The organism is Paenibacillus sp. FSL H8-0317 (genome assembly GCF_045040685.1).
Taxonomy (GTDB): domain Bacteria; phylum Bacillota; class Bacilli; order Paenibacillales; family Paenibacillaceae; genus Paenibacillus.
Window position 1 is genome coordinate 5,552,936 of record NZ_CP150294.1, and the last position, 22,189, is coordinate 5,575,124.

Genomic DNA, 22,189 nt, shown 5'->3' on the forward strand with positions numbered 1-22,189 from the left:
CCCTTTACACTGGTACCCATAGACTGGACACTTTGAAAAAAGGTGTGCGGACTGTGGGTACCTTTTTGTATACTGAAGAAGCAATGGAGGGGATTACATCGTGAGCAAGAAGCGATTCACAGAAGAAGAACGTGAACAGATATCAAAGAACAGATATGTAAGGAATGTTAGCGACAAAGCGATAACCTATGCAGATGAATTTAAGCAGTTATTCATTGACGAATATATGATGGGAAAGACACCTAGAGAGATCTTTGAAACTCATGGGTTTGATGTTACCGTAATTGGAATGAAACGAGTAGAACAATCTGCCGGACGTTGGAAAAAAGCCTATGACCTTGGAGGGATTATTGGGTTGTCTGACTCCCGAAAAGAAGCCTCGGGTCGCCCTTTACATAGAGAGTTATCGCAGGAAGAAATCATTGCAAAACAAGAAGCACGGATTCATCTACTCGAATCTCAAGTAGAACTGCTAAAAAAGCTAGATACGAAAGAAAGGTTGCTGGTAGCAAAGGGAATGAACCTAAGCAAGATTAAGTTGTTCGAGCTCATAAAGGAAGCCGTGGATCAAGGCTTGGAACGTATGACGGGATACCTCTGCTCATTGCTTAACGTATCTCGTTCGGGGTATTACAGCTACTTACAAGCTGCAGATTTACGTTTAGAGCGGGTCCGTTCGGATGCTGAGGCAGGGAAGCTGATTAAGAAGGCTTTCGAACGAAGGGGTTACAAGAAGGGCTCACGCTCCATCAAGATGATTCTTGAGCACGAGTTTGGTGTCATCTATAACCTAAAGAAAATCCGTAGATTGATGAAGAAATTTAACATCGTATGTCCGCACAGAAAAATCAACCCTTATAAACGCATGGCCAAAGCTACGCTGGAACACCGAACCTTACCCAATACTCTGCAGAGGGACTTCAAGAAGGGCATACCGGGTCTGGCCTTGCTTACGGATATCACGTACCTTCCATACGGCCGATCCGGGATGGCCTATTTGTCGACCATACTGGATGCCTCAACAAGTGAGGTCCTCTCTCACAATATATCCCATCGGCTGACATTAGACATTGCCACGGATACTGTTGACGCTCTCAAGAAACAGAAACGTCTAAAGCTCCAAAAGGATGCTTTCATCCACTCAGATCAGGGCAGCCATTATACCAGTCCCATCTATCAGGAGTTGTTAAAGAAGAATGGGTTAGGCCAGTCGATGTCCAGACGCGGGAACTGTTGGGACAATGCTCCCCAAGAATCGTTCTTCGGCCACATGAAGGACCATGTCGATCATCGTAGTTGCCGTTCCCTTCAAGAGTTAAAGCAAGAAATCGATCGTTACATTCGCTATTACAACAACCACAGATATCAATGGGGATTAAAAAAGATGACCCCTGTTCAATACAGGAATCATCTATTATTCGCCTCGTAAATCTTTAATGCCACTCTTTTTTTAGTGTCCTTGACACGGGGGCCAGATTACTTAGGCCCTTCCCTTAACTTCTCAGTGATAATCACACTTGAAATTTGTAAACTCAGCTGAAGCATCTTGCCCGCTCGCGTATAACCCAATAAGTACACCTGTAAAACCTCCTGCCACCTCCGAAGAAAGGTATCTCGTCTGTGCCGTGCCCAGCAGAATCTCTTCACCATCTGTTTGAATCAGGAAACTGTAGCGTTCCTGACTTGAGCGGATCACCAGCGTTGCATGCTGTTTATTTCCCAGATCCACTTCATGTTCTATCGATTTGATATCACCGATATTTAGACGCTCGACCACCTTATAACCGTCCTGCTCCTGACGAATAGCCACTTCATAATGATGATTCTCATCCATGTAGATCGTGATGCCGGCTTCTCCAATCGTCAGACTAATATCAACTGAAATTGTTGCATTAAAGTCTTTTTGACGTAGCCCGATGAACGTTGGGGATGCCGGAGCGTTCAGCGTTACATCGGTTCCTGTTAGCGTAAGCTTGTCTGATTCAAGCTGATAATGCTCTGTATTTGGATGACGAAGGTAACACCAGTCGAGGTTCCAGTCTGTATTTTCAAACGTATAATGCTTCTTATCCTGCTGGATCACCGTATCTAGGATACGATTGGTCTCAAAACTCGTCAGCGTTGTTCCTTCATGCCCGGCTGTAAACCATCCGTCTTCACCAAACGTAATTGGAGTCAGAAATACTTCTCGGCCCAGATGATGGTACGTAGCCCATCTGCCGATCTGTCGGAATCCCAGGTGAAAGAGCCACCAGTTTCCCCGATCATCCTCAACCAGGTCACCATGACCCACACCCTGGAGCTCATACCCGCCCAGATTACGGTTGGTTAGAACTGGATTGTGCGCGTAGGCCTCGAACGGTCCTGAGGATGAAGTTCCCCGGGCATACGTTACCATGTGACCATACTCCGTGCCGCCTTCAGCTGCAAGCAGGTAATAATAACCGTTCATTTTATAGAGATGCGGACTTTCCAGATATCGTCCACCTGTTCCGTTCCATATCGAACGACTCGGGGTCAGTTTGCGGCCAGTTTCAATCTCAAGCTCACACTGAACAATTCCGCCAACGCCTTCATCATCCACCCCGTTACTCATAAACAAGGTTATTCCATCTTCAAAATACAAATCGGGATCAATCCCGCCTTGATCCACATAGATAGGCTCAGACCATTCTCCGTAGATATTATCCGTCCAGACATAGAAATTCTGATGCGTTGTATCATTGGTTGTGACCATATAAAAACGCCCGTCATTGTGCCTGATGGTTGGGGCAAATACACCCCCAGAGCTGTTCACCGTCTCTAGCTGAATCTGGCTTTTACGAGTCAGGCAGTGACCAATCTGCTTCCAATTCAGCAGATCCTTGCTTTCAAAGAGCGGTACGCACGGAAAATATTGAAAAGAACTACACACCATATAGTAGGTATCGTACACCTTAATCACACTAGGGTCTGGATAAAAACCTTTTACAACAGGGTTATTGTATTTCATTACTCCACTCCATCTCTTATTATAAAATTCACATATATAAGAATTTAACTTTGTAACAACTACAAAAATTAAACACCATCGGGCATAAACTTGCAATGAATCTGAATTGCAGCTTGGTGTTAATTTTATTAAATTAATATATATGTGATTTTAGAGGGTAGGGAGTTGTACAGATGATCAAAGCAAATGGGGAGCCCCAGTTCCTTCCTTTATATGAGGCGCTGGCAAGCGAAGTCAGATGGAGAATCATGGATATGATTGCAGATCGCGAAATGAATGTGAAGGATATTGCGGCAGCCCTAGAGCTTAGCCCCTCCATTGTCACGATGCATATTCGCAAACTGGAGGATGCGGGTCTAATTGGGAGCAGACGAGTTCGGATAAACGGAGGGACGCACAAATTATGTTACCTCAAGCAAAATCAGATTGAGATCGAGCTGCCATCCCCAAGCCAAACTTCACGAACCAGAGAACAGACGATAGCCGTGGGACACTACACTGCTTTTGATATTCACCCTACCTGTGGGCTAGGAACACTTGAGAAAGAAATCGGCGTATGGGACGATCCACGTTACTTCCTTGATCCTGAACGTGTTCACGCCGCTATCTTGTGGTTTGGGAAGGGCTATGTTGAATATAAAACACCTAACTTTGTACTACCGGATCAGACAACTGATGCTATTGAAATTTCGATGGAACTGGCGTCTGAAGCTCCGGGATTGCGAGATCATTGGCCTTCGGATATTCGTTTCACCTTCAATGGCATTTCACTTGGAACGTGGACAAGCCCTGCCGACTTTGGCAGAGCAGCACGCGGCAAATATACGCCGGAATGGTGGCATCGCAATGTGAATCAGTATGGATTATTCAAGACCATCCGCATTGATGCCTCCGGTACGTATATGGATGGTGAGCGGATGTCAGACGTTACTCTCGCGGATATTAAGCTTAGCGAACCGTTCTGGACGCTTCGCTTCACAGTTGACGAGGAAAGCCCCAACGTAGGAGGATTAACGATCTATGGTGCCGGTTTTGGTAACCATGATCAGGATATTGTTATTCGTGTACTTCAGATCTGAAGTAACCACTGAGGGGAGGTGGTGATATCATCAGATCTGGCATTAGAAAAATAACCTGTCTATGTGTTAGCAATCATTTTGTGTCTGGAACCACTTTCTTAGCTGATTCATATGAGCTTGATGATAACGGTTATGGTCAGCCATATGCCATAATCCCCAACGTACCGTAGCTTGCTTTTCGTTCTGATGTCCAAAAGTAACTACTCGATTTAGGTCAGCATCTGCTACTTGTGTGCAGGTTTTTTTCAGAAGGGTTAATATACCCTCATATTGAGAGATAAGTATGTCACGTGACACACCTTGAACCAGCGGAAGTCTATTATTTTCATCAATCATGGGACCATATTCCTCTATTAATGGCTGCGGAAGGGCAACTCCCTTTATTCTATAAACCCAATTCATATCAACAAACGTAATATGTCGTATTAATTGAGCTGTACTATTAAACTGGTTCTGTTCACCTTTGTAATCTACCTCTTCTTGCGACATCCCCTCAGTAATCGATTTAAGTCGCTCACTATTCTCTCTTACTGCCGAAAATAACATTCCAACAATAGGTTCCATATTTGCTTCACCTTGTAAATCGTAAATCATAGCATCCCTCCTCGCTTGAATACATGTCTATTTCGCTGACTCTCTGTTCAGTCTTTGATTTAATTCCCAGATTGCTACTCTATTACTATCCCATTTAAGTATTTCACGAGCTTCTTCATAAGCCACCCATTTATATTCTGAGTGCTCATTGGATAAAGACAGATCCATTTCATCCAGTTCTACTCCAAAGCAATACTCAGGAATAACAAATGTATCAGGTCCCCACATAAAATAACCAACCACATCTACCACGGAGTGAGTCGATCTTGAATTAAGACTCCTGTATTTACTATTTAAAGGGATACCCGCCTCTTCAAATGCTTCTCTCATAGCTGCTTCTAATGGTTTTTCTTCATCTTCCCCTCCCCCAGCTATGCCCTGCCAGTAACCTTCTCTTGATCTTCGAAAGATAGCGTATGCATAGTCATTTGAATCTTTCAACCTGGTATAAGGAAAAACTAATATTTGAAATGGTGCTCGAGACACAAGTACATCCCTCCTCTTTACCCTCGTTCTTTTAACAGGTCCTTAATCTCCCTTAACTCTGATAATATTTCTTTGGTGTGCTGGCTATTTTTTGAGTTATCTATTCCAACTTTCACAACATAAATACCGAGGAACAGATACACCACCAACATAATGATCATTCCCATGTATATCTCTCCTTTCCAAAGTAGCAGCACATTGCTACGAACGTTTACTATCCTCTCTCTCCAACTGATTGCCATGGAATGCCTTCAAAATAAAAGCCCGATCTGGAACGTTCAACCGTTCATACGATTTCAGATACTCCCTGTTGTCATATGGAACGCCAATGAATTTCACATCCACTTTGCCCTCTTGGAGATCCACGATCCCATATCTGGCAATGGCAAGGTCGTTACAGCCTAAAGCTCCCGGATTCAGATATACTCTTTGATCTGTCTTATAATAATGAAGAATATGATAATGACCAAAACAAACCAAATCAAGGGCCGTCCCCTGATATCTTGCATCCAATTTGGTTCCGGATGGTTCTTTATCGATGACATCCAACTTGTCGTTGTTCATATGATAGTGAGTTAAAAGGAACCGATGTCCTTCTACCTCTTTTTCAACGAATTTCGGTAGAGCTTGAATTTTCTTGATCGATTCTGCACTCAAATGCCGACCAATCCATTCGTGATGCTCGGTCATGCCTTTGTGCCCTTCTAATGGACCCTTATTTTGAAGCAAACTCAATACGGCCTCTTCGTGATTTCCCGAAATCGCTATCATATTTTCGCGGCTGTACAACATCTCGATCACTTCATTGGAGTAAGGGCCAATACCGATCATATCCCCCAAACAAAACGTATGCTCAATGTCTTCTCTGGAATCAATATCAGCCAATACCGCTTGAAGCGCAGGAACATTCCCATGAATATCGGTTAAAATGGCAACCTTCATTGTGATTCCTCCTCAGGAATATACATCGTCTGAATCTCCTGTACGCCGGGAATAAAGCCCAGATTCAGATACACGGACTCCGCATCATTTCCTTGCATCACATACAATCGTAGAACGGGATACTTACCCTTAAGTTCATTTAATGCTCTCTGTAACATCAGTGTAGCAAGCCCTCTTCCTCTATAGGCCGGCCGAACCCCTATGCTGTATACGGCAGCCTGATTATCCTGCAGACAAAGACGACAGTTGGCAATAAGCTGCCCCGTTTCCTTATCGTATAAAAGTGTAGATGCCTGAGTTAGAATCTCATTCGTATAATTAGGGTCATCATTTGGAATAAAATCTGCGTACGTGGTATGTTTTCTTCGTGTAGCTTCAAGACTTCCTGCAAAACTCTCCAGGTCACATTGAGCAATCTCATCTTCATTCGCATATTTTCTATTTCCGGTTTCACTTTCAATAATCTCTGGACTCTTCACGGTTACCCTGCTGTCCCACTCGATCTCAAAATGATCTGTAGGCCGCTGCATCCAGCGACATCTGAACTCCACTGGCCAGAATCCAGCTCTTGCATATAGATCGACTTGGTCTGGAAGAATCTCAAAGGTCAGAATACGTTTGCTGCGATCCGACCACTGTAATAATTTATGCTTCAGAAGCTTCAATACCTCAAAGCACTGCTGGAATGGCGGGACAAAAAATAAATGATACATCCGGTTAGGCTCCATTCTCACGCCACCTATTTTGCTTTCACCTTTGTAAATCCAGTACGCACTGATCTTGGAAGAACTGAACTCTTCTTCTCTGAAAAATCCGACATAACGCATATCATAATAAACCGTGCAATATAATCCCCATTCGGCAAAATCAGCTTTGCGAATCGAATATTCATCCGACAGATCATATTGAAGAATATCTGTAGACCACTCAGTTAACCCCATACGTCATTCCTCCTTAATTCTAATTAAATGAAAAACAATCAAATCATTTTTCTATACGCCACCCCGTGAACATGAATTAACACCTGCTGTGCTTCCATACGTTCGAAGAAATCCAACATGTCCTTAAACGGATTCTCGAAATACGAAGACTACCAAGGAAAACCTCTAATGTCTGCCCTGTTTCTGTATTCTTGAACATACAGTGCTCGCCGTGAACATCAAAATACCAATTTCCCGTTAATTCTTCTTCTCCGTGGATTACATCCGCATTGGTCAGCAGATGGTACGCACCTGCGAGGATTTCCGCCCGATCAGGCTGATCGGTTTCCAGTATCAGTTGGTCGATCAATTGCCGCGCGATTTTTTTGGTACATATCCATCACAGCCAACAATTCTTCCGTAATTTCCTGCGTTATCGCCTTCATAATTTCAGATCCTTTGCCCTTTCCAATGAAGATGAACTGCCAGACCTTGCGGTTAGCAAGGATATAATAACGTATCCAAAAAGTTGAACCGTAAATACAATGGCGACAAACTCAACCATTATGCTGTTCGCTGCATTAAAATCATTCACAAGATCCACAAAGATCTTCCCAGGTCGGGATAATACATCCCACGAATTCCACCGATTAAATCTACCAATGTAGACCCCTATACTGCTCAATAGCAAAATAACACCGACAACCATCATACTAATGTACTTATTTATTAATTTGTTTAACATTTCGTGGATCTGAATGATCGAACAAGTCGAGAGCAGCAATCCGATGATCGCTACGGCAAACGTCAGGGTGAGTCCATACCAAAAATCAATATTAACCCAAAATCTAACTTCCCCTTGAGCATCAAAATATCTGAATGAATGCAGAATCTCCGTAAAAAGGTAGGCCGCATTGGGCAGAAAAAAGAGCCATACTCCATACATCAGCCCCATACATATCATGCTCGTTGTGGTTAATTTCTTATTAAACATGTATCTAATGCAGGATGAGATGATGAATGGTACCCATGCCAGGAACATATCCCAACTTAAAAATCGATACATATTCGTATCTGTTTGAGCACGTAAATACATCACAACACCTAGACAACATAAAGTAGCCACGAGCAAAGTAACGATGAGTCGGACATCTTGAACCGGATGTTTGTTATCTTTCATTTCTTTGCTTCTACTTCCTTTTCGTTGATGAATGTTATAAGTTATAAATACTTTTTAAATGCCTTGCTGGATTCTCCGTTGTACCCCAATTTTGTATAAAAGTGATGTGCTTCGTTTCTGGATGATCCGCTCGTAAGAAACACCTTCACACAATTTTTCTGCTCACATACATGCTCTATATGTTTCATCAATTCAGACCCATATCCCTTGCTCTGCACATGTTCCGTAATGATAACCCGCTCAACTACGCCGAATGGTCTATTTTCCACCAAAGCATCCAGACAAATATGTAAATGAGCAGTGCCGATCACCTGATCACCTATTTGATACACAAACAAAAAACTGTTTGGATTATTCCGAACCTCTTCAATCCGTTCTGCCAGTACCTTCGTGTTTAAGTTGTTTGGCAATAATTCTTTATACAACCTTTCGATAACTGCTGCATCTCTAGCTTCCGCTTCTCTTATCATCAAACTCCCCCTCCTTGAGGTTTATCCACTAAATTTTCTTGGTCAATATAATCTCCAAAGGTTGTGTATCGAGCAACAGAGCCCCAGCATCAACATACCCCAGCTTTCGATAGAAATGTTGGGCATGTTCGTCTGATTGCGTTGAAGTCATCACCGTATCAAAGCCTTGTTGCTTCATTAAATTTTCCCAGTGATGCACCACTTTTTTGCCATATCCGCCGTTTCGATAGGGTTCATCAATCCAGATCATATTCATGAAGGGAAGGTTGTCCCAAAAGTAACCGTACCTCATCCATCCAACTCTTGATCCCTCGTCCTCGTCCCATAGGATGAATATTTCTTTCTCACTAATCTTCGTTTTCACAAGTGGCTGATGGATATGCCGATCTCTTTCAATGATATAGTCATAGTCGGCTTCCGTTGCATATTCAATCTTCATTGGAATTGCCCCCTTCATTAACTACGTCCATCATAACCCAAAATGTGGTATATGCGAACAGTTCCTTCCTCTTTTTCTCCCATGCCAAAAAACCACGGTTTCCCGTGGCTACACCTGTTCTATTTTCCTCAATCCGTTGTTGATCCGCTGACTAATTGCCCCATGTACCATACAGCTTGCCGCGCAGATCGCCGCGCAACGGCTTGCGCCGAACAACTCGCATGCACCAATACAAAACTCGCGGTGTCGCCTACCTTCGGCCAGACTTGCTCCCCTTGTGAATCCAGTGGTGTAATCCCTCCTGTTACCCATGCCAAAGATTGAGACAAGGACAGTTCGTCACTATATCCGTACAGTTCTGCGAATCGTCCCGCTTTCTCAAGCATATCCCCATTGCCAAAAGGAGACCAATGATCCGTCAAGCTGTCTGTGGCCAGCTTCACGTTCACACCCATACGGCGGAGCATTGGAAGAGGCATCATCGTTCTGCCAATGGGCACCGTGGAAGCAATGCTCATCCCAAGCGAGGCCATTCGCTGCGCCATATCTTCTGCTTCCTGCTGGTCTGCGCCGCCGAACCAGAACGCATGACTTACCGTAACTTTACCCTGAAGCCCTGCGGCTTCGGTCAGATTCGCGAGTTCCAGCAGCGTTTGTTTGCCGGCCTGCCCGCCATCATGCAAATGAATATCGATGCCCGCCTGGTGCTGAACAGCCAGTTCAACCATGGCGTTCAGTGATTTCTCAATCTGTTCGTCCACCGTATGGGGATCAAGTCCGCCCACATGTGTTGCCCCTTCCTTCATCGCTTGGCCCATAAGCTCCACTGAATGGGAGCGAAGAAGTCCATGCTGCGGGAAAGCCACGATCTCGGAAGAGATTTTGCCCGAGAATGATTCCAGAGCCTGCCGCGTCGCTTCCAGTCTTTTCAAGCCACTGACAGGTTCAATATTGCAATGACTACGTACATGAGTGGAGCCGTACCCCTGGATCAAGGTCAGAATACTCTCCGCTTGACGCTGGGCATCTGGTAGCAGTTTGGGCAACAGAACCTTTTCTTCTTCGATACGTTCGAAAATACTGGAGATACGCTTAACGGCTCTCCACGGCCCATCGTAGTAGGTTTTATCCAGATGAATATGTGCCTCCTCGAACGAAGGTAACAGCAGAAGTCCCTTGCCATCTACTTGTGGTAGATCGCTAGACAACGGTTTGTTTCCTTCCACAATCTCCGCGATCACTCCATCTTTAATCCGCAGATGAGCGGAGCTTGTCCGTGTCCCCGTCACCTGTTCCCCCTCCCGAATATAACTCCGCTCCACAGTCACGTTTGTTAACCAATAAGCCTGTTTCATCATGTCTCCCTCTTTTCTTACCCGGCATTACGTCCCCCGGATACCGATTGATCTATGATCCATGGTACCATACGGTTTCACCGGGCAAAAATACGTAAAACGTTGGTGTTCCATATGCGGAACGTTTGTATTACGCTACATTATATACATGCAAAAAACAGGCACAATACGTGCCTGCCCCGTCCACTCACCTTAATCTTCTTGATTACGCGAGTCTATTAAAAATGAAACCGCGCATGCCCTCCATCGGTCACGCCTTCAATCTGTTCGATATCCAGCAGTCTGCGCTTCATCTCCAGGCCTCCCCGGAACCCGGTCAGCTTGCGATTAGCCCCAATAATGCGGTGGCACGGTAGCAGAACCGGAATTGGATTGGCTCCATTTGCAGCACCAACCGCTCGCACAGCCGAAGGTCTTCCAATCGCAGCGGCAATGTCACCATAGGTCCGAATTTCACCGTAAGGCACACGCCCTAACTCTCTCCATACCTCCTGCTGGAAGTTCGTTCCGATCAAGTCCAGTGGGATCGCTTCTGTATAAGTCATGGGCTCTCCTGCAAAATAGGACTGCAACCAGTTCATCATACCTGTTTGTTTCAGAGCATCCTCGTTCTCTTCCAGTTCCACGCCAGGTGCAACTTTTTGTATCCAGCCGTTCCAATCTTCCAATGTTTCGTTGGGCATAACCACTCGGCACAATCCCTGTTCCGTAGCGAGCAGCACCCATGGACGACCGTCCAACTGCATCGTGGTGTACATCAACTTATTTCTCATTCGTTTATCGCCCTCTCCCCGGTGGAATGCTTCAAGTTAGGACTAAGAGGTAACCTGCCTCTTCACCTTACGTTTCATACTGCGGATGATCTGCTTGCTCTCCGGATCAACGCGATAAGATTCCGTGATTTTCTGAAGTGCCTTATTATACGTAAAATCGTCCAAGGTATTATCCTTTAGATAACGCATAGTCACCTCAGGTTGTTTCACATAAGCCATTGAGATGGCCCAAGCAACTGCCATTTTCACATAATACGCCTCGTGTCTAATCTGATCCAATGCGGATAGAACCTGATCGATATATCGCTCATTCAGATAAAAATTCAACAGCATTACCACACCAAACCGGATTTCATATTCCTGATCTGATCTTAGATACGGCTGCAAGAACGCCCACATGGGCTCCGAATGGACCTTCGTATATTTCAGTCCCGCACAGAAGCTGTCACACACCGACCAGTTGTCAATCTTCGGTACAAATGTTTCAATAGCCTTTAACAGTTCGTCCAGATCAGCCTGTACATGTCCAATGACCATTGCTTGCAACATCACTTCTTCAAAATATTCATCCTCTGCCGTTTCCAGATACGTGCGCCAGTCCCCGGCGGCAAGCTGCTTGGCAATTTTTCGTAAGGCTGGCAACCTTACACCAAGTACATTTGTGATGTTGGGAATAAGTGCAGCCGAGAATTTCTGATACTCCGGCTCAACCATGCTGAGCAATTGTGTTCTGATATCTACTTCCACTAGCGCATGTCCTCCTCGTCTGTTGCTGTACAACAAGTATATCCTTGCAGCGGCTGTTTGTAAGCCCATATCGAATGTTTGAGCAAGATTACAATATCCATTTTGGATATTCTCTTTTTCTCGATTTTGTTTAACCGCCAACCCATTTCGTTTAAAAATATGAAGCTGACCGTTTAGAAAGGAGTGTCGATATGAACGGACCTCATACCAAAAAAGATTTCTCTGTGGAGGAGATCACCGAACAACTCGTGCAACATGTACAATCCCAGAACCTTCCCGATTTCTATAAATTGGTGAAAGAACTGCATCCCTACGACCTCTCACTTGTATATAAAAAGTTCCCTGAAGAAGAAACCAATCGGTTTCTGCTCCTGTTCAAACCCGATGCTCTGGCGGATCTCGCCGAGACCTTGAAGCTGCACGAACAGATTCAACTGTTTGAACGACTTGGGCCGGAACGAACACTTGAAGTCATGCAGCAGATGGACAAAAGTGATCTGATCCGGTTCATGCACGATTTGCCTGCCAAACGCAGAGAAGAATTGCTGTCCAACATGAACCTGGATCACTCTGCCATTATCCGATCCGTGCTTAATTACCCGCCGGAGACGGCAGGACGCATCATGACAGATCGGTACCGGACCCTGCTCTCCCACGAGACAGCAAAGGAAGCCCTACGGCAATCGCAAGGCACCATGCATATCTCCCCCTCCAGTTACCTCTATGTGACCGATGATGAAGGCAAACTGGTCGGTGTTGTGAGTTATCGATCTCTTGCCTTGGCTGACGATAAGACCCAGGTTGAAGAACTGATGACCCGGCGGGTGATCCATGCAACGGTAGATATGGACCAGGAAGAAGCAGCACAGCTTCTACAGCGTTATGAGTTTATTGCACTTCCGGTGGTGGATGAAAATCACAGGTTATGCGGTATCATTCAGATGGATGATGTCATCGATATTATTATGGATGAAGCCAGTGAAGATTTGGCCAAGATGGGGGGCGGCAGCAAGGATATCGACTTTGATACCAAACCACTTGTGGCCGTCAGACGCAGGCTTCCCTGGCTCATATTGCTTCTCTTGATTGGATTAATCTCGGGAAGTATCGTGGATTTTTTCGAAGATACACTCAATCAGGTTGTGGCATTGGCATTCTTCATGCCGATGATCGCAGGTATGACCGGTAACACAGGAACGCAGTCTCTGGCTGTTGTGGTACGCGGACTGATCGGACGCAAACTCGACAAAGCCACCGTACTCGCACTGATTGGTCGGGAGATCAAGGTAGGCATAATGATTGGCTTGGTATGTGGATTGCTGATTACTGTCATCGCTTATTTCTGGCAAGGGGACTGGCTGCTGGGCGCCATTATTGGGGTATCTCTGTTCCTCACTCTTGTCATTGGTACACTGACCGGTACATGCATCCCGCTTCTGCTTAGCCGTTTCAAAGTCGACCCGGCTGTTGCCTCTGGCCCGTTAATCACCACATTGAATGATATCTTGTCCCTGTTTATCTATTTTGGAATCGCCACACGTTTCCTCGATGCCTTGATGTAACTAAGTTGGGCATACAGCAAAACAGACCTGATCCTGAGATCAAGGTCTGTTTTTTCATTTTACCAAGTGTTACGCTGATCTTTTATTTTTATTATAGATATCAAACGCTACAGCGAGCAGTAGTACCAATCCCTTAATTCCCTGTTGCCAGTCAATACCGAGACCAATCAAGGACATCCCGTTATTCAGCACACCCATAACCAAACCACCGATGATGGCACCAAATACCGTACCTATGCCCCCTGAAGCGGAAGCACCACCGATGAAGCAGGCCGCAATGGCATCCAGCTCGAAGTTGGTACCCGCTCTTGGCGTAGCTGCATTCAGACGTGCGGCGAAGATCAACCCGGATACCGCGGCAAGTGTACCCATGTTTACGAAAACCCAGAAGGTTACCTTTTTTGTTTTGACCCCAGACAGACCTGCGGCCTTCTCATTACCTCCAAGCGCATACACATGCCGTCCCATGACAGTTCGATTCATTACGAAGGAGTACACAACGATCAGGACAAACAGCAGGACCAGGATATTCGGAATACCTGCATAACTTGCGAGTACAAACGTAAACAGATTTGTCACAACTGCCACCACAATCAACTTGAGCAAAAACAGTCCCTGTGACACGACCTCGAATCCATATTTTCGCTGGGAACGGCGTTCCCGCAGTTCATTGACAATGTACCAGACGGTGAGCACAAGACCCACAATGATAGATACCAGACCGAAACCTGAGAACTGAATGTCCGCCAGGAAGCCAGAGCTTATTTTCTGGAAACCACCCGGGAAAGGAGAGATCGATTGCCCCTCCAGCACGATCATCGTCAAGCCGCGGAACAGTAACATCCCTGCCAGCGTCACGATAAATGCCGGAATCCGCACATAGGCGATCCAGAAGCCTTGCCATGCACCGATCAAAGCTCCAACCAGCAAGGAAGCGATGACTGCAAGCCAAGCCGGAAGCTGCCAATCAACCATCATAATCGCAGCAACGGCACCAACAAAGGCTGCAATGGAACCAACAGACAGGTCAATATGCCCGGTAATGATGACCAGCACCATTCCGATCGCCAGCACCAAAATGTAACTGTTCTGCAAAATCAAATTTGTAATATTAATCGGCTTGAGCAACAGCCCGCCTGTAAGTACCTCGAACAAAAGCATAATCACTACCAAGGCAATAATCATGCCGTATTGACGGATATTATTTTTGAACAGTTTTGTTATCATTTCCATGCTTGCCGCCTCCAGACTTGGTCATATATCTCATCAACGTTTCCTGCGATGCTTGCTCCCGGCTGACTTCACCGGTGATTCGTCCGGCATTCATCACATAGATCCGGTCACACAGGCCAAGAACCTCCGGAAGCTCGGATGAGATTACCAGTACACCCTTGCCTTCAGCAGCAAGCCGATGAATGATCGTATAGATTTCGAATTTTGCTCCCACATCAATACCGCGGGTAGGTTCATCCAGGATAAGAATATCTGGTCCGGCAAAAATCCATTTGCTGAGCACCACTTTTTGCTGGTTGCCTCCACTCAGATTACCGGTCTTCTGCAAAATACTTGGTGCTTTGATGTTCATGCTTTTCTTCATCTTTTCTGCTACCAGTACTTCTTCACGCTCGTTCACTACTGCGTTTCGCGTCAGCTTGCTCAGACCCGTCAAGGAAATATTGCGCTTGATGTCATCCATCAGAATGAGTCCGTATTCCTTGCGGTCTTCTGTCACATAAGCAAAACCGTTCTGAATAGCCTCTGTGACAGTATTGTTGTGGATCGGTTTACCATTCTTAATGAGTTGACCCGAAATATTCCGGCCATAGGATTTGCCAAAGATACTCATGGCAAGCTCCGTACGCCCAGCGCCCATCAGCCCGGCAATACCTACAATCTCACCACGTCTGATATTCATATGGATCTGATCCAGTACTTTCCGCTCGGCATGATGTTCGTGATATACCGTCCAGTCCTTTACCTCAAGGATGACTTCCCCTATGGTGGCATGACGCTCCGGATAACGGCTGGTGAGATCACGTCCTACCATTCCGCTAATAATCCGGTCCTCCGTCACTTTTTCCTTCTTCATATCCAATGTCTCAATTGTCTTGCCATCCCGTAAAATGGTCACGGAATCGGATACCTTGGATACCTCATTCAGCTTGTGTGAGATCAGGATACAGGCGATGCCTTGTTTCTTGAATTCCAGCATCAATTGCAGCAGGTTTTCACTGTCGTCCTCGTTCAACGCAGCGGTTGGCTCATCCAGAATAAGCAGCCGCACTTTTTTGGAGAGCGCTTTCGCAATTTCGACCAGTTGCTGCTTGCCTACCCCGATGCTGGATACCAGCGTGTTTGGATTTTCGCTCAGCCCCACCTTCGAGAGCAGTTCCCGTGTACCTACAAAAGTTTCCTTCCAGTTGACAATTCCTCTGCTGGCACGCTCATTGCCCAGATATATATTTTCCGCAATCGAAAGGTAGGGAATCAGGGCCAACTCCTGATGGATAATGACGATCCCCAGATCCTCGCTCTGCTTAATATCCTTGAACTCACACTTTTTGCCCTGAAATAAAATGTCGCCTTCATACGTGCCATGTGGATATACACCACTCAGTACCTTCATCAACGTAGATTTACCTGCACCATTTTCACCGCATATGGAATGAATTTCGCCTTCCCGGACTTTTAGATTGACATTTTCCAGCGCTTTGACGCCAGGAAAGGTTTTGGTGATGTTTTTCATTTCCAGAATGATTCCGGCCATGGGATGTGCTCCTTTCATCTATTATTTCAGTCCGATTTCTTCCTTCGTGTAATACTGTGTACCAACGATATCCTGCTCCACATTTGTACGGTCCACCGAGATGGGATCCAAGAGATACGCCGGAACAACCTCAATTCCGTTGTTATATGATGTTGTATCATTAACTTCCGCCTGTTTTCCTTGCAAAATACTATTGGCCATCTCTACCGTCTTCTCCGCTAGCTTCCGTGTATCCTTGAACACCGTCTGCGTCTGTTCCCCGGCCACAATTGACTTGATCGAGGCAAGTTCGGCATCCTGTCCTGTAATAACGGGCAGCGGTTTGTTCGAAGTACCGTAACCAATCCCTTTCAAGGATGAGATGATACCAATACTGATTCCATCATAAGGAGATAATACTGCATCCAGATTATCACCCGAGTAATACGCACTCAGCAGGTTATCCATCCGTGACTGGGCCAGTGCTCCGTCCCAGCGCAAGGTCGCAATCTGAGCCATCGTCATCTGCTTGCTCCGTACCACCAGTTTGCCGGAATCGATGTACGGCTTCAGCACAGACATCGCACCGTCGAAGAAGAAATAGGCGTTATTATCATCAGGAGAGCCACCAAACAGCTCAATGTTATACGGTCCTTTTCCATCCTTGAGTCCAAGCTTTTGTTCGATGTAGGAGGCTTGAAGCACACCCACCTTAAAATTGTCGAACGTGGCGTAATAGGTTAGATAGGGCGTATTGCGAATGAGCCGATCATACGAGATCACTTGTATCCCTTCGTCATGCGCTTTCTTGATAACATCCGTTAATGTGTTGCCATCCACGGACGCAATCACCATCACATCCACACCTTTGGTGATCATGTTTTCAATCTGTGAAATCTGATTCTCGACCACATCCTCAGCATACTGAAGATCAGTTTTGTACCCCTGCTCCTGAAACAGACGGACCATGTTCTCCCCGTCTCCCACCCATCGTTCTGATGATTTGGTTGGCATCGATATACCGACATATCCCTTTTCTTTGCTGCCTGGGCCACTCTCTGCCAGATTGCAGGCCGAGAGCATCAAGGTCATCACCAGAAGCCAGATGAGCATTGCTCCTTTTTTCATATGAAGTTCCCCTTTCCTCACGTCATACGGTTCTGAATGAGTTATAAGATAACGCTTACAATACATGTAGTGCATCCTGTTGCTTGCTGTTCCTGTCTGAGACTAATGGTAGCATTCGAGATGCCGCAAGGTCTTTGCACGTTTTGAACCTTTTTTATAAAAATTCAACTTTTGATGGAAACGCTTAAAATACAAGTGTGACCCATGAGAAACCATACCAGAATCAAAAAAAGACATGCTCCACTTCGCTTCACACGAAGTAGAACATATCCATCTCATTTATCACACGTCTGAATGAACAACTGTAATGCGATATTTAATTCGCGGAAGGATGATAAGCTGTCCCCCCGTTCTTTCGATACTGCACTGGTGAAATGCCCATTGTTTTCTTAAACGCAGTGCTGAAATAATGCTGGGTATCATAACCTACACGCTCAGCTATGGTGTGGATCGGCAGTGTTGTTGAGTCCAACAGCTGTATAGCCTTGCGAATGCGAGCATGCGTGACAAGCGTGACAAAGGAATCATTCAGCTCTTTCTTCAGCACACGACTAAGATATACAGCAGATACTTGTAGACGGGAAGCGAGCGATTCCAGCGTCAGTTCCCGATCGGCATACTCTTCGTGAATAAGTTGTCTTGCCCTGCGCACCAGAGGCGACAACTGCACTTCCCCGTAAACCCGTTCACGGCAATGACGGTACGTATCGGGCGTTTCTTCCAGTGTCCCTGCATGTGTCGCCACATGAGCATGAATGGCAATATTCAGGCAAGAACTGATCTGTTGTTCCAATAGAGACTCTATTTCTTCAGGAGCTTCCTGCCACAGACACATGCCGATCAAGCCGCTTACGTCCCGAAACAGGACATGTGGCACGTCCCCCAGCAGTTCACTAATTATATTTTCCACTGCAAACAGAAACAACTGACGATCATTCTCTCTCAGTATCGTCTGACGAGCTTCAGCGGCAGGCCAGCGTACGACCCCGATCTGCACAGGTGGGACGGCGGGCAGCCGTAAAAACACAAGCTGCTCCGTCAGATCCCTTCCTTCAGCCTGCCCCTCCAGCCACTCCAGCATAAATCGCTGGCGAAGCAACGGGATATTACGTTCAATCTGATGAGCTGCCTGTTGTACATATGCCGTCCTCTGGTGCTCTTCAGTAAGTCGCTGATGCAATCGCTCAAGTGCAGCATATAATTGTTCTGCTTGCACAGGCTTCAAGATGTAATCCTCTACGCCAAGACGAACCGCCTCCTGCGCATATGCAAATTCATCATGTCCCGAGATGATCAGGTAACGACAGCCCGGGCACTTCTGCTGAAGGGCACGGATTAGTTCGATACCGTTCAGGAATGGCATATTCATATCAACGAGAACAATATCCACACCCAAGTCAGCCGCCCGTTCCAGCGCTTCCTCGCCATCTTCCGCTTCACCAACAACCTCCATCCCAAGCGTTGCCCAGTCAATGGCATCTCGAATCCCCTCACGAATGATCGGTTCATCATCAGCGATGAGCACGCGGTATTTCTTCGCCACATCGCTATCCTGCGTAATCTCCATTACCGTGGCTGAAGCGGGTGTCTCATCTGTTTCAGTGGAAGTTGTCACGGTCGACTTCATGAATTTTCCCATTCACTCTCCTGCCTCTCTTCGTTATTGATTTGCTTGGTTGGTGGGAGCTCCCGCATCAACGGATGAATGATGGTCACACTCGTTCCTTCACCTTCCTGGCTCTCCAGCACAATACCGTACTCGTCACCAAAGGACAGCCGGAGACGGGCCTGCACATTCAACATTCCATAACTTTTGCCTGTCATCCCAGGCGAAGACGCTTCCAAACTGGCCAAAGGAGCTTCGAGCAGCTGTTGCATCTCGGCAAGCCGTTCGTTGGACATTCCTGCTCCATTATCCTGAACGGTCAGCAGCAGTCTGTTATGTTCCAATCTGGCCTCCACCCGAATGTGTCCCGGCCCACGTCTGCCCTTGATTCCATGATAGATTGCATTCTCTATTAGGGGCTGAAGCAGCAGCTTTAACACAAAAAGGTTCCGCAGATCCTCTGGAATATTCAATGTATACTGAAGACGATCGCGGTATCGTGTCTGCTGAATTTGCAGATAGCTGGTCATATGCTCAATCTCGGAATGCAGCGGAATGTAATCCTGTCCTTTACTAAGCCCTATGCGAAATAATCGAGATAACGCGCCTACCATGCCGGATACATCTTCTGCACCCTCTTTGCGTGCCATCCAATGAATCGTATCCAGGGTATTGTACAAAAAGTGTGGTTTGATATGCTCCTGCAAACTTCGCATCTCAGCGTCACGCTTCTGCCGCTCCCGCAATTCATTAAGTGATATCAGTTCTCGAATCTGTGCCAGCATTCGGTTATAACTGTTGCCAAGCATGCCAATCTCGTCAGCGCGATCACTCCAGCGGCCTGGTCTGAGATTGCCGGTCTCCGCCCTGCGCATGTAGGACATGAGCCGAAAAATGGGCTGAGCAATGGAACGGGAGAACCATAAAGAGGCGCTCAGGCCAAACAAACACACCACAAATACAAAGCTAACCACGTAAAACTGGATTTGGCGTACTTCGGATATCGAGTCTCTTGTGGGAAATACCCCTACCGTTCTCCAACCCGTAAAGGTAGACGACTGATACATGAATAATAACGTTCCACCTTCTGTATCGGCGGTAAATGTTCCACTCTCACCGGAGGGGAACCAGTCTGTGGGAATGTGTTCTATTAGCGGGTGCTCCGGCTTGTATACACTTTGACCTTCTGCATCCGTCACCATCACATAACCGGATTTCCCCAAGGTTACATTACGGGCAGCCTGAGAGACGGACCTTAGTTTAAGATCAATCATAATAACGCCCCGCACACGTCCTGACGCTTCATCCGTTATGGAGCGTGCAACCGATACAATCTCATCATCCTTGTACCGTACATGTGTCGTGAGATTACGGTCTTTCGGCTGACCCAATACCATGAAGATGCCCGGATTGGCCGAAGCTTTTTGGTACCAATTTTCCTGGATCAGGCTCTGTTCCGCTCGGGGATACATCTCGTTGCTAATATAGTCACCACTTGCATTGACGAGAACGATCCCGGCGATTTCAGGATACAATGTTGTGAACCCCTGCAAGGTTTGTTTGATGCCATATAACCGATTTTGCTGTGTTTCGGTAATTGTGTCCATGTCCATCGATTCGATGCCTGCATCATCATTCGGTGGCATTTTGTCGTTCATAAAACCATCAATATCCGGGTCAAATGCAATCAGATAGGTCATATTTTGCAAATTCTCCATTTTGCTGTTCAGAGCTTCATTCACTTTGCCAATCAGTTGCATGGTATGCCCTTCAACCTGTCGCTCAACTACCCGCTCCACCGTCCAGTTCACAAGCAACCCAAGTCCTACGGAAGGTACAATGGCGAATAACAGAAAAAGCAGCATCAGCTGGTAGCGAAGGGGCATATTACGCAAGCGTAAACGCCGAATCCCGTTCCTGAAAGTTGAGAGAATCGCTCTCCTGCTCCAATGCCCTGGACTCTTAAAATCCTCCTTGTTATTTGGCATAGTAATCATCCACATCCGAGCGTGTCACCACAGAGATGCCTGTGTCCACCATCACGGGAAGCGGTGCATTTTCACCGGATGAAGATGGGGCAGGAACCGTTAACTGGTGATGTAGATGGAACAGATATTGGAGTGACCAATATCCCATATTCCAGGTTCCCTGTGCAATTGTAGCTGAGATCGTACCGTTCTTGATCATATCCAATGTAGCCTTATTTGTATCAAACGAAATAATCTGCAACGGATGTCTGTCCCCGGCAGTTTGAACGGCTTCCCCCGCTCCTGCCCCTCCGGTAGCTTCAGTCACAAAAATACCCGCCAGCTCGGGATGTTCCTTCATCATTCTCTGTGTTTCGTCTCTGGATACCATCGCATCGCCGTGTCCGTCTGCAACTTCAACAATCTGCATGGAAGGGTATCTCTCCTTGATCGTATCGCGGAAGCCCTTCGTGCGCTCTTCATGATTTTGTTGTCCGGGCAAGGTTAATACCGCGACCTCTCCCTCACGACCCAGCAGTTCAGCCATTTTATCGGCAGCCATTACACCCGACTTGTAATTATCTGTCCCAAGAAAAGAATAGGCCTGGCTATCGGGTGCATCCGCGTCAAATAATACAACAGGGATATCTGCGTCGATTGCCTTGTTAATCGCTGGAACTAACGATTGAGGATCGATTGCAGATATAGCAATGCCTGCGGGTTTACGAGCGATAGCCTGCTCGATTACCATGGTCTGCTCCTTCGCATCATACCGGGTAGCCCCGCGATATTCTACGGTCACGCCAAGCGCATCCGCGGCATCCTCGAAGCCTTTGAGCGGGCTCTTCCAATACTCCAGCCCGGACTGGAATGTAATCATGATATACGTCTCTCCGATATCACCGCGCAGCCCCCGGTCCTCCCAAGAACTGTTTACCTGACTGGTGTATTCGAATCTCAACACATACAACGCAAATGCTGAGATTAGCAAAATGTAAACAAGCAACATTTTTTTCATTCCGTTCACTTCCTCAAGTTGTCTGATCACCTTGTACTTCGTTTAAATTGTAAACGCAATCATTCAAAAAGAAAACTCCCCCTTATCTTTTAAAAGGAAGCTCCTGTTGCTAACGGTGTACCTGCTGCAATAATGTACTATATGGTTTCTCCCTCTAGACGTATGATCATGGAACTAAACTACAA

General features: G+C 46.3%; 21 protein-coding genes. 3 read left to right on the forward strand and 18 right to left on the reverse strand.

The features are described 5' to 3' along the window. Nucleotides 1-100: 100 nt before the first annotated feature. Nucleotides 101-1,429, forward strand: a complete 1,329-nt coding sequence (locus MHB43_RS24895) for an IS3 family transposase (protein ID WP_338539556.1) — start codon at nucleotides 101-103, stop codon at nucleotides 1,427-1,429. A 72-nt stretch (nucleotides 1,430-1,501) separates the two neighbouring features. On the opposite strand, the gene MHB43_RS24900 is transcribed toward MHB43_RS24895, so the two are convergent. Beyond that, nucleotides 1,502-2,992, reverse strand: a complete 1,491-nt coding sequence (locus tag MHB43_RS24900; protein WP_221824654.1) for a glycoside hydrolase family 43 protein — start codon at nucleotides 2,990-2,992, stop codon at nucleotides 1,502-1,504. 173 nt (nucleotides 2,993-3,165) lie between these two features. Here MHB43_RS24900 and MHB43_RS24905 point away from each other — a divergent pair, with 173 nt between their 5' ends. Then, on the forward strand, nucleotides 3,166-4,071 hold the full coding sequence (locus MHB43_RS24905; RefSeq protein WP_405130659.1) for an ArsR/SmtB family transcription factor: 906 nt from the start codon (nucleotides 3,166-3,168) through the stop codon (nucleotides 4,069-4,071). A gap of 66 nt (nucleotides 4,072-4,137) precedes the next feature. On the opposite strand, the gene MHB43_RS24910 is transcribed toward MHB43_RS24905, so the two are convergent. From MHB43_RS24910 to MHB43_RS24960, 11 genes are all read right to left on the reverse strand, one after another. Then, nucleotides 4,138-4,665: a DinB family protein gene (locus tag MHB43_RS24910; protein ID WP_339178647.1), complete on the reverse strand. Its 528-nt coding sequence runs from the start codon at nucleotides 4,663-4,665 to the stop codon at nucleotides 4,138-4,140. 27 nt (nucleotides 4,666-4,692) lie between these two features. Beyond that, entirely contained in the window at nucleotides 4,693-5,151 is a 459-nt protein-coding gene (locus MHB43_RS24915; protein WP_339178649.1) for an NUDIX pyrophosphatase, read from the reverse strand. Between the two features lie 17 nt (nucleotides 5,152-5,168). Continuing rightward, nucleotides 5,169-5,318: a hypothetical protein gene (locus MHB43_RS24920; protein ID WP_165790026.1), complete on the reverse strand. Its 150-nt coding sequence runs from the start codon at nucleotides 5,316-5,318 to the stop codon at nucleotides 5,169-5,171. A 34-nt stretch (nucleotides 5,319-5,352) separates the two neighbouring features. Continuing rightward, complete coding sequence (locus MHB43_RS24925) at nucleotides 5,353-6,093, reverse strand: metallophosphoesterase family protein (RefSeq protein ID WP_339178651.1); 741 nt, start codon at nucleotides 6,091-6,093, stop codon at nucleotides 5,353-5,355. Then, on the reverse strand, nucleotides 6,090-7,034 hold the full coding sequence (locus MHB43_RS24930) for a GNAT family N-acetyltransferase (protein WP_405130660.1): 945 nt from the start codon (nucleotides 7,032-7,034) through the stop codon (nucleotides 6,090-6,092). Before MHB43_RS24930 ends, MHB43_RS24925 begins: the two co-directional genes overlap by 4 nt. A gap of 421 nt (nucleotides 7,035-7,455) precedes the next feature. After that, the gene (locus tag MHB43_RS24935; RefSeq protein ID WP_221824660.1) at nucleotides 7,456-8,193 is read right to left on the reverse strand and encodes a DUF1361 domain-containing protein; all 738 of its coding nucleotides are present in this window, start codon (nucleotides 8,191-8,193) and stop codon (nucleotides 7,456-7,458) included. A 41-nt stretch (nucleotides 8,194-8,234) separates the two neighbouring features. Beyond that, entirely contained in the window at nucleotides 8,235-8,663 is a 429-nt protein-coding gene (locus tag MHB43_RS24940) for a GNAT family N-acetyltransferase (protein WP_221824663.1), read from the reverse strand. 28 nt (nucleotides 8,664-8,691) lie between these two features. Further along, a complete protein-coding gene (locus tag MHB43_RS24945) occupies nucleotides 8,692-9,102 on the reverse strand; it encodes a GNAT family N-acetyltransferase (RefSeq protein WP_339305374.1) in 411 nt (136 codons plus the stop codon). 128 nt (nucleotides 9,103-9,230) lie between these two features. Next, entirely contained in the window at nucleotides 9,231-10,457 is a 1,227-nt protein-coding gene (locus MHB43_RS24950) for an amidohydrolase (RefSeq protein ID WP_221824788.1), read from the reverse strand. A gap of 218 nt (nucleotides 10,458-10,675) precedes the next feature. Then, nucleotides 10,676-11,230 (reverse strand): methylated-DNA--[protein]-cysteine S-methyltransferase, encoded by a 555-nt coding sequence (locus MHB43_RS24955; RefSeq protein ID WP_221824667.1) that lies wholly within the window; start codon nucleotides 11,228-11,230, stop codon nucleotides 10,676-10,678. Between the two features lie 42 nt (nucleotides 11,231-11,272). Further along, nucleotides 11,273-11,977 carry a DNA alkylation repair protein gene (locus MHB43_RS24960; RefSeq protein ID WP_221824669.1) on the reverse strand — a complete coding sequence of 235 codons (705 nt, stop codon included), beginning with the start codon at nucleotides 11,975-11,977 and terminating at the stop codon, nucleotides 11,273-11,275. A 191-nt stretch (nucleotides 11,978-12,168) separates the two neighbouring features. On the opposite strand from MHB43_RS24960, the gene mgtE reads away from it, so the two are divergent. Beyond that, a complete protein-coding gene (gene mgtE / locus MHB43_RS24965) occupies nucleotides 12,169-13,539 on the forward strand; it encodes a magnesium transporter (RefSeq protein ID WP_405130661.1) in 1,371 nt (456 codons plus the stop codon). Between the two features lie 69 nt (nucleotides 13,540-13,608). Here the strand turns inward: mgtE and mmsB are convergent, their stop codons facing one another. From mmsB to MHB43_RS24995, 6 genes are all read right to left on the reverse strand, one after another. Then, nucleotides 13,609-14,772: a multiple monosaccharide ABC transporter permease gene (gene mmsB, locus MHB43_RS24970; RefSeq protein WP_036674453.1), complete on the reverse strand. Its 1,164-nt coding sequence runs from the start codon at nucleotides 14,770-14,772 to the stop codon at nucleotides 13,609-13,611. Further along, nucleotides 14,741-16,306, reverse strand: a complete 1,566-nt coding sequence (mmsA, locus tag MHB43_RS24975; protein ID WP_133385831.1) for a multiple monosaccharide ABC transporter ATP-binding protein — start codon at nucleotides 16,304-16,306, stop codon at nucleotides 14,741-14,743. The genes mmsB and mmsA overlap by 32 nt, the downstream gene beginning before the upstream one ends. 21 nt (nucleotides 16,307-16,327) lie before the next feature. Next, a complete protein-coding gene (gene chvE / locus MHB43_RS24980; RefSeq protein ID WP_076252890.1) occupies nucleotides 16,328-17,413 on the reverse strand; it encodes a multiple monosaccharide ABC transporter substrate-binding protein in 1,086 nt (361 codons plus the stop codon). Nucleotides 17,414-17,729: 316 nt separating this feature from the next. Then, nucleotides 17,730-19,028 carry a response regulator gene (locus MHB43_RS24985; RefSeq protein WP_405132468.1) on the reverse strand — a complete coding sequence of 433 codons (1,299 nt, stop codon included), beginning with the start codon at nucleotides 19,026-19,028 and terminating at the stop codon, nucleotides 17,730-17,732. A gap of 8 nt (nucleotides 19,029-19,036) precedes the next feature. Further along, entirely contained in the window at nucleotides 19,037-20,905 is a 1,869-nt protein-coding gene (locus MHB43_RS24990) for a sensor histidine kinase (RefSeq protein ID WP_339178670.1), read from the reverse strand. A gap of 91 nt (nucleotides 20,906-20,996) precedes the next feature. Continuing rightward, the gene (locus MHB43_RS24995) at nucleotides 20,997-22,004 is read right to left on the reverse strand and encodes a substrate-binding domain-containing protein (RefSeq protein WP_124116413.1); all 1,008 of its coding nucleotides are present in this window, start codon (nucleotides 22,002-22,004) and stop codon (nucleotides 20,997-20,999) included. Between the last annotated feature and the right edge of the window lie 185 nt (nucleotides 22,005-22,189).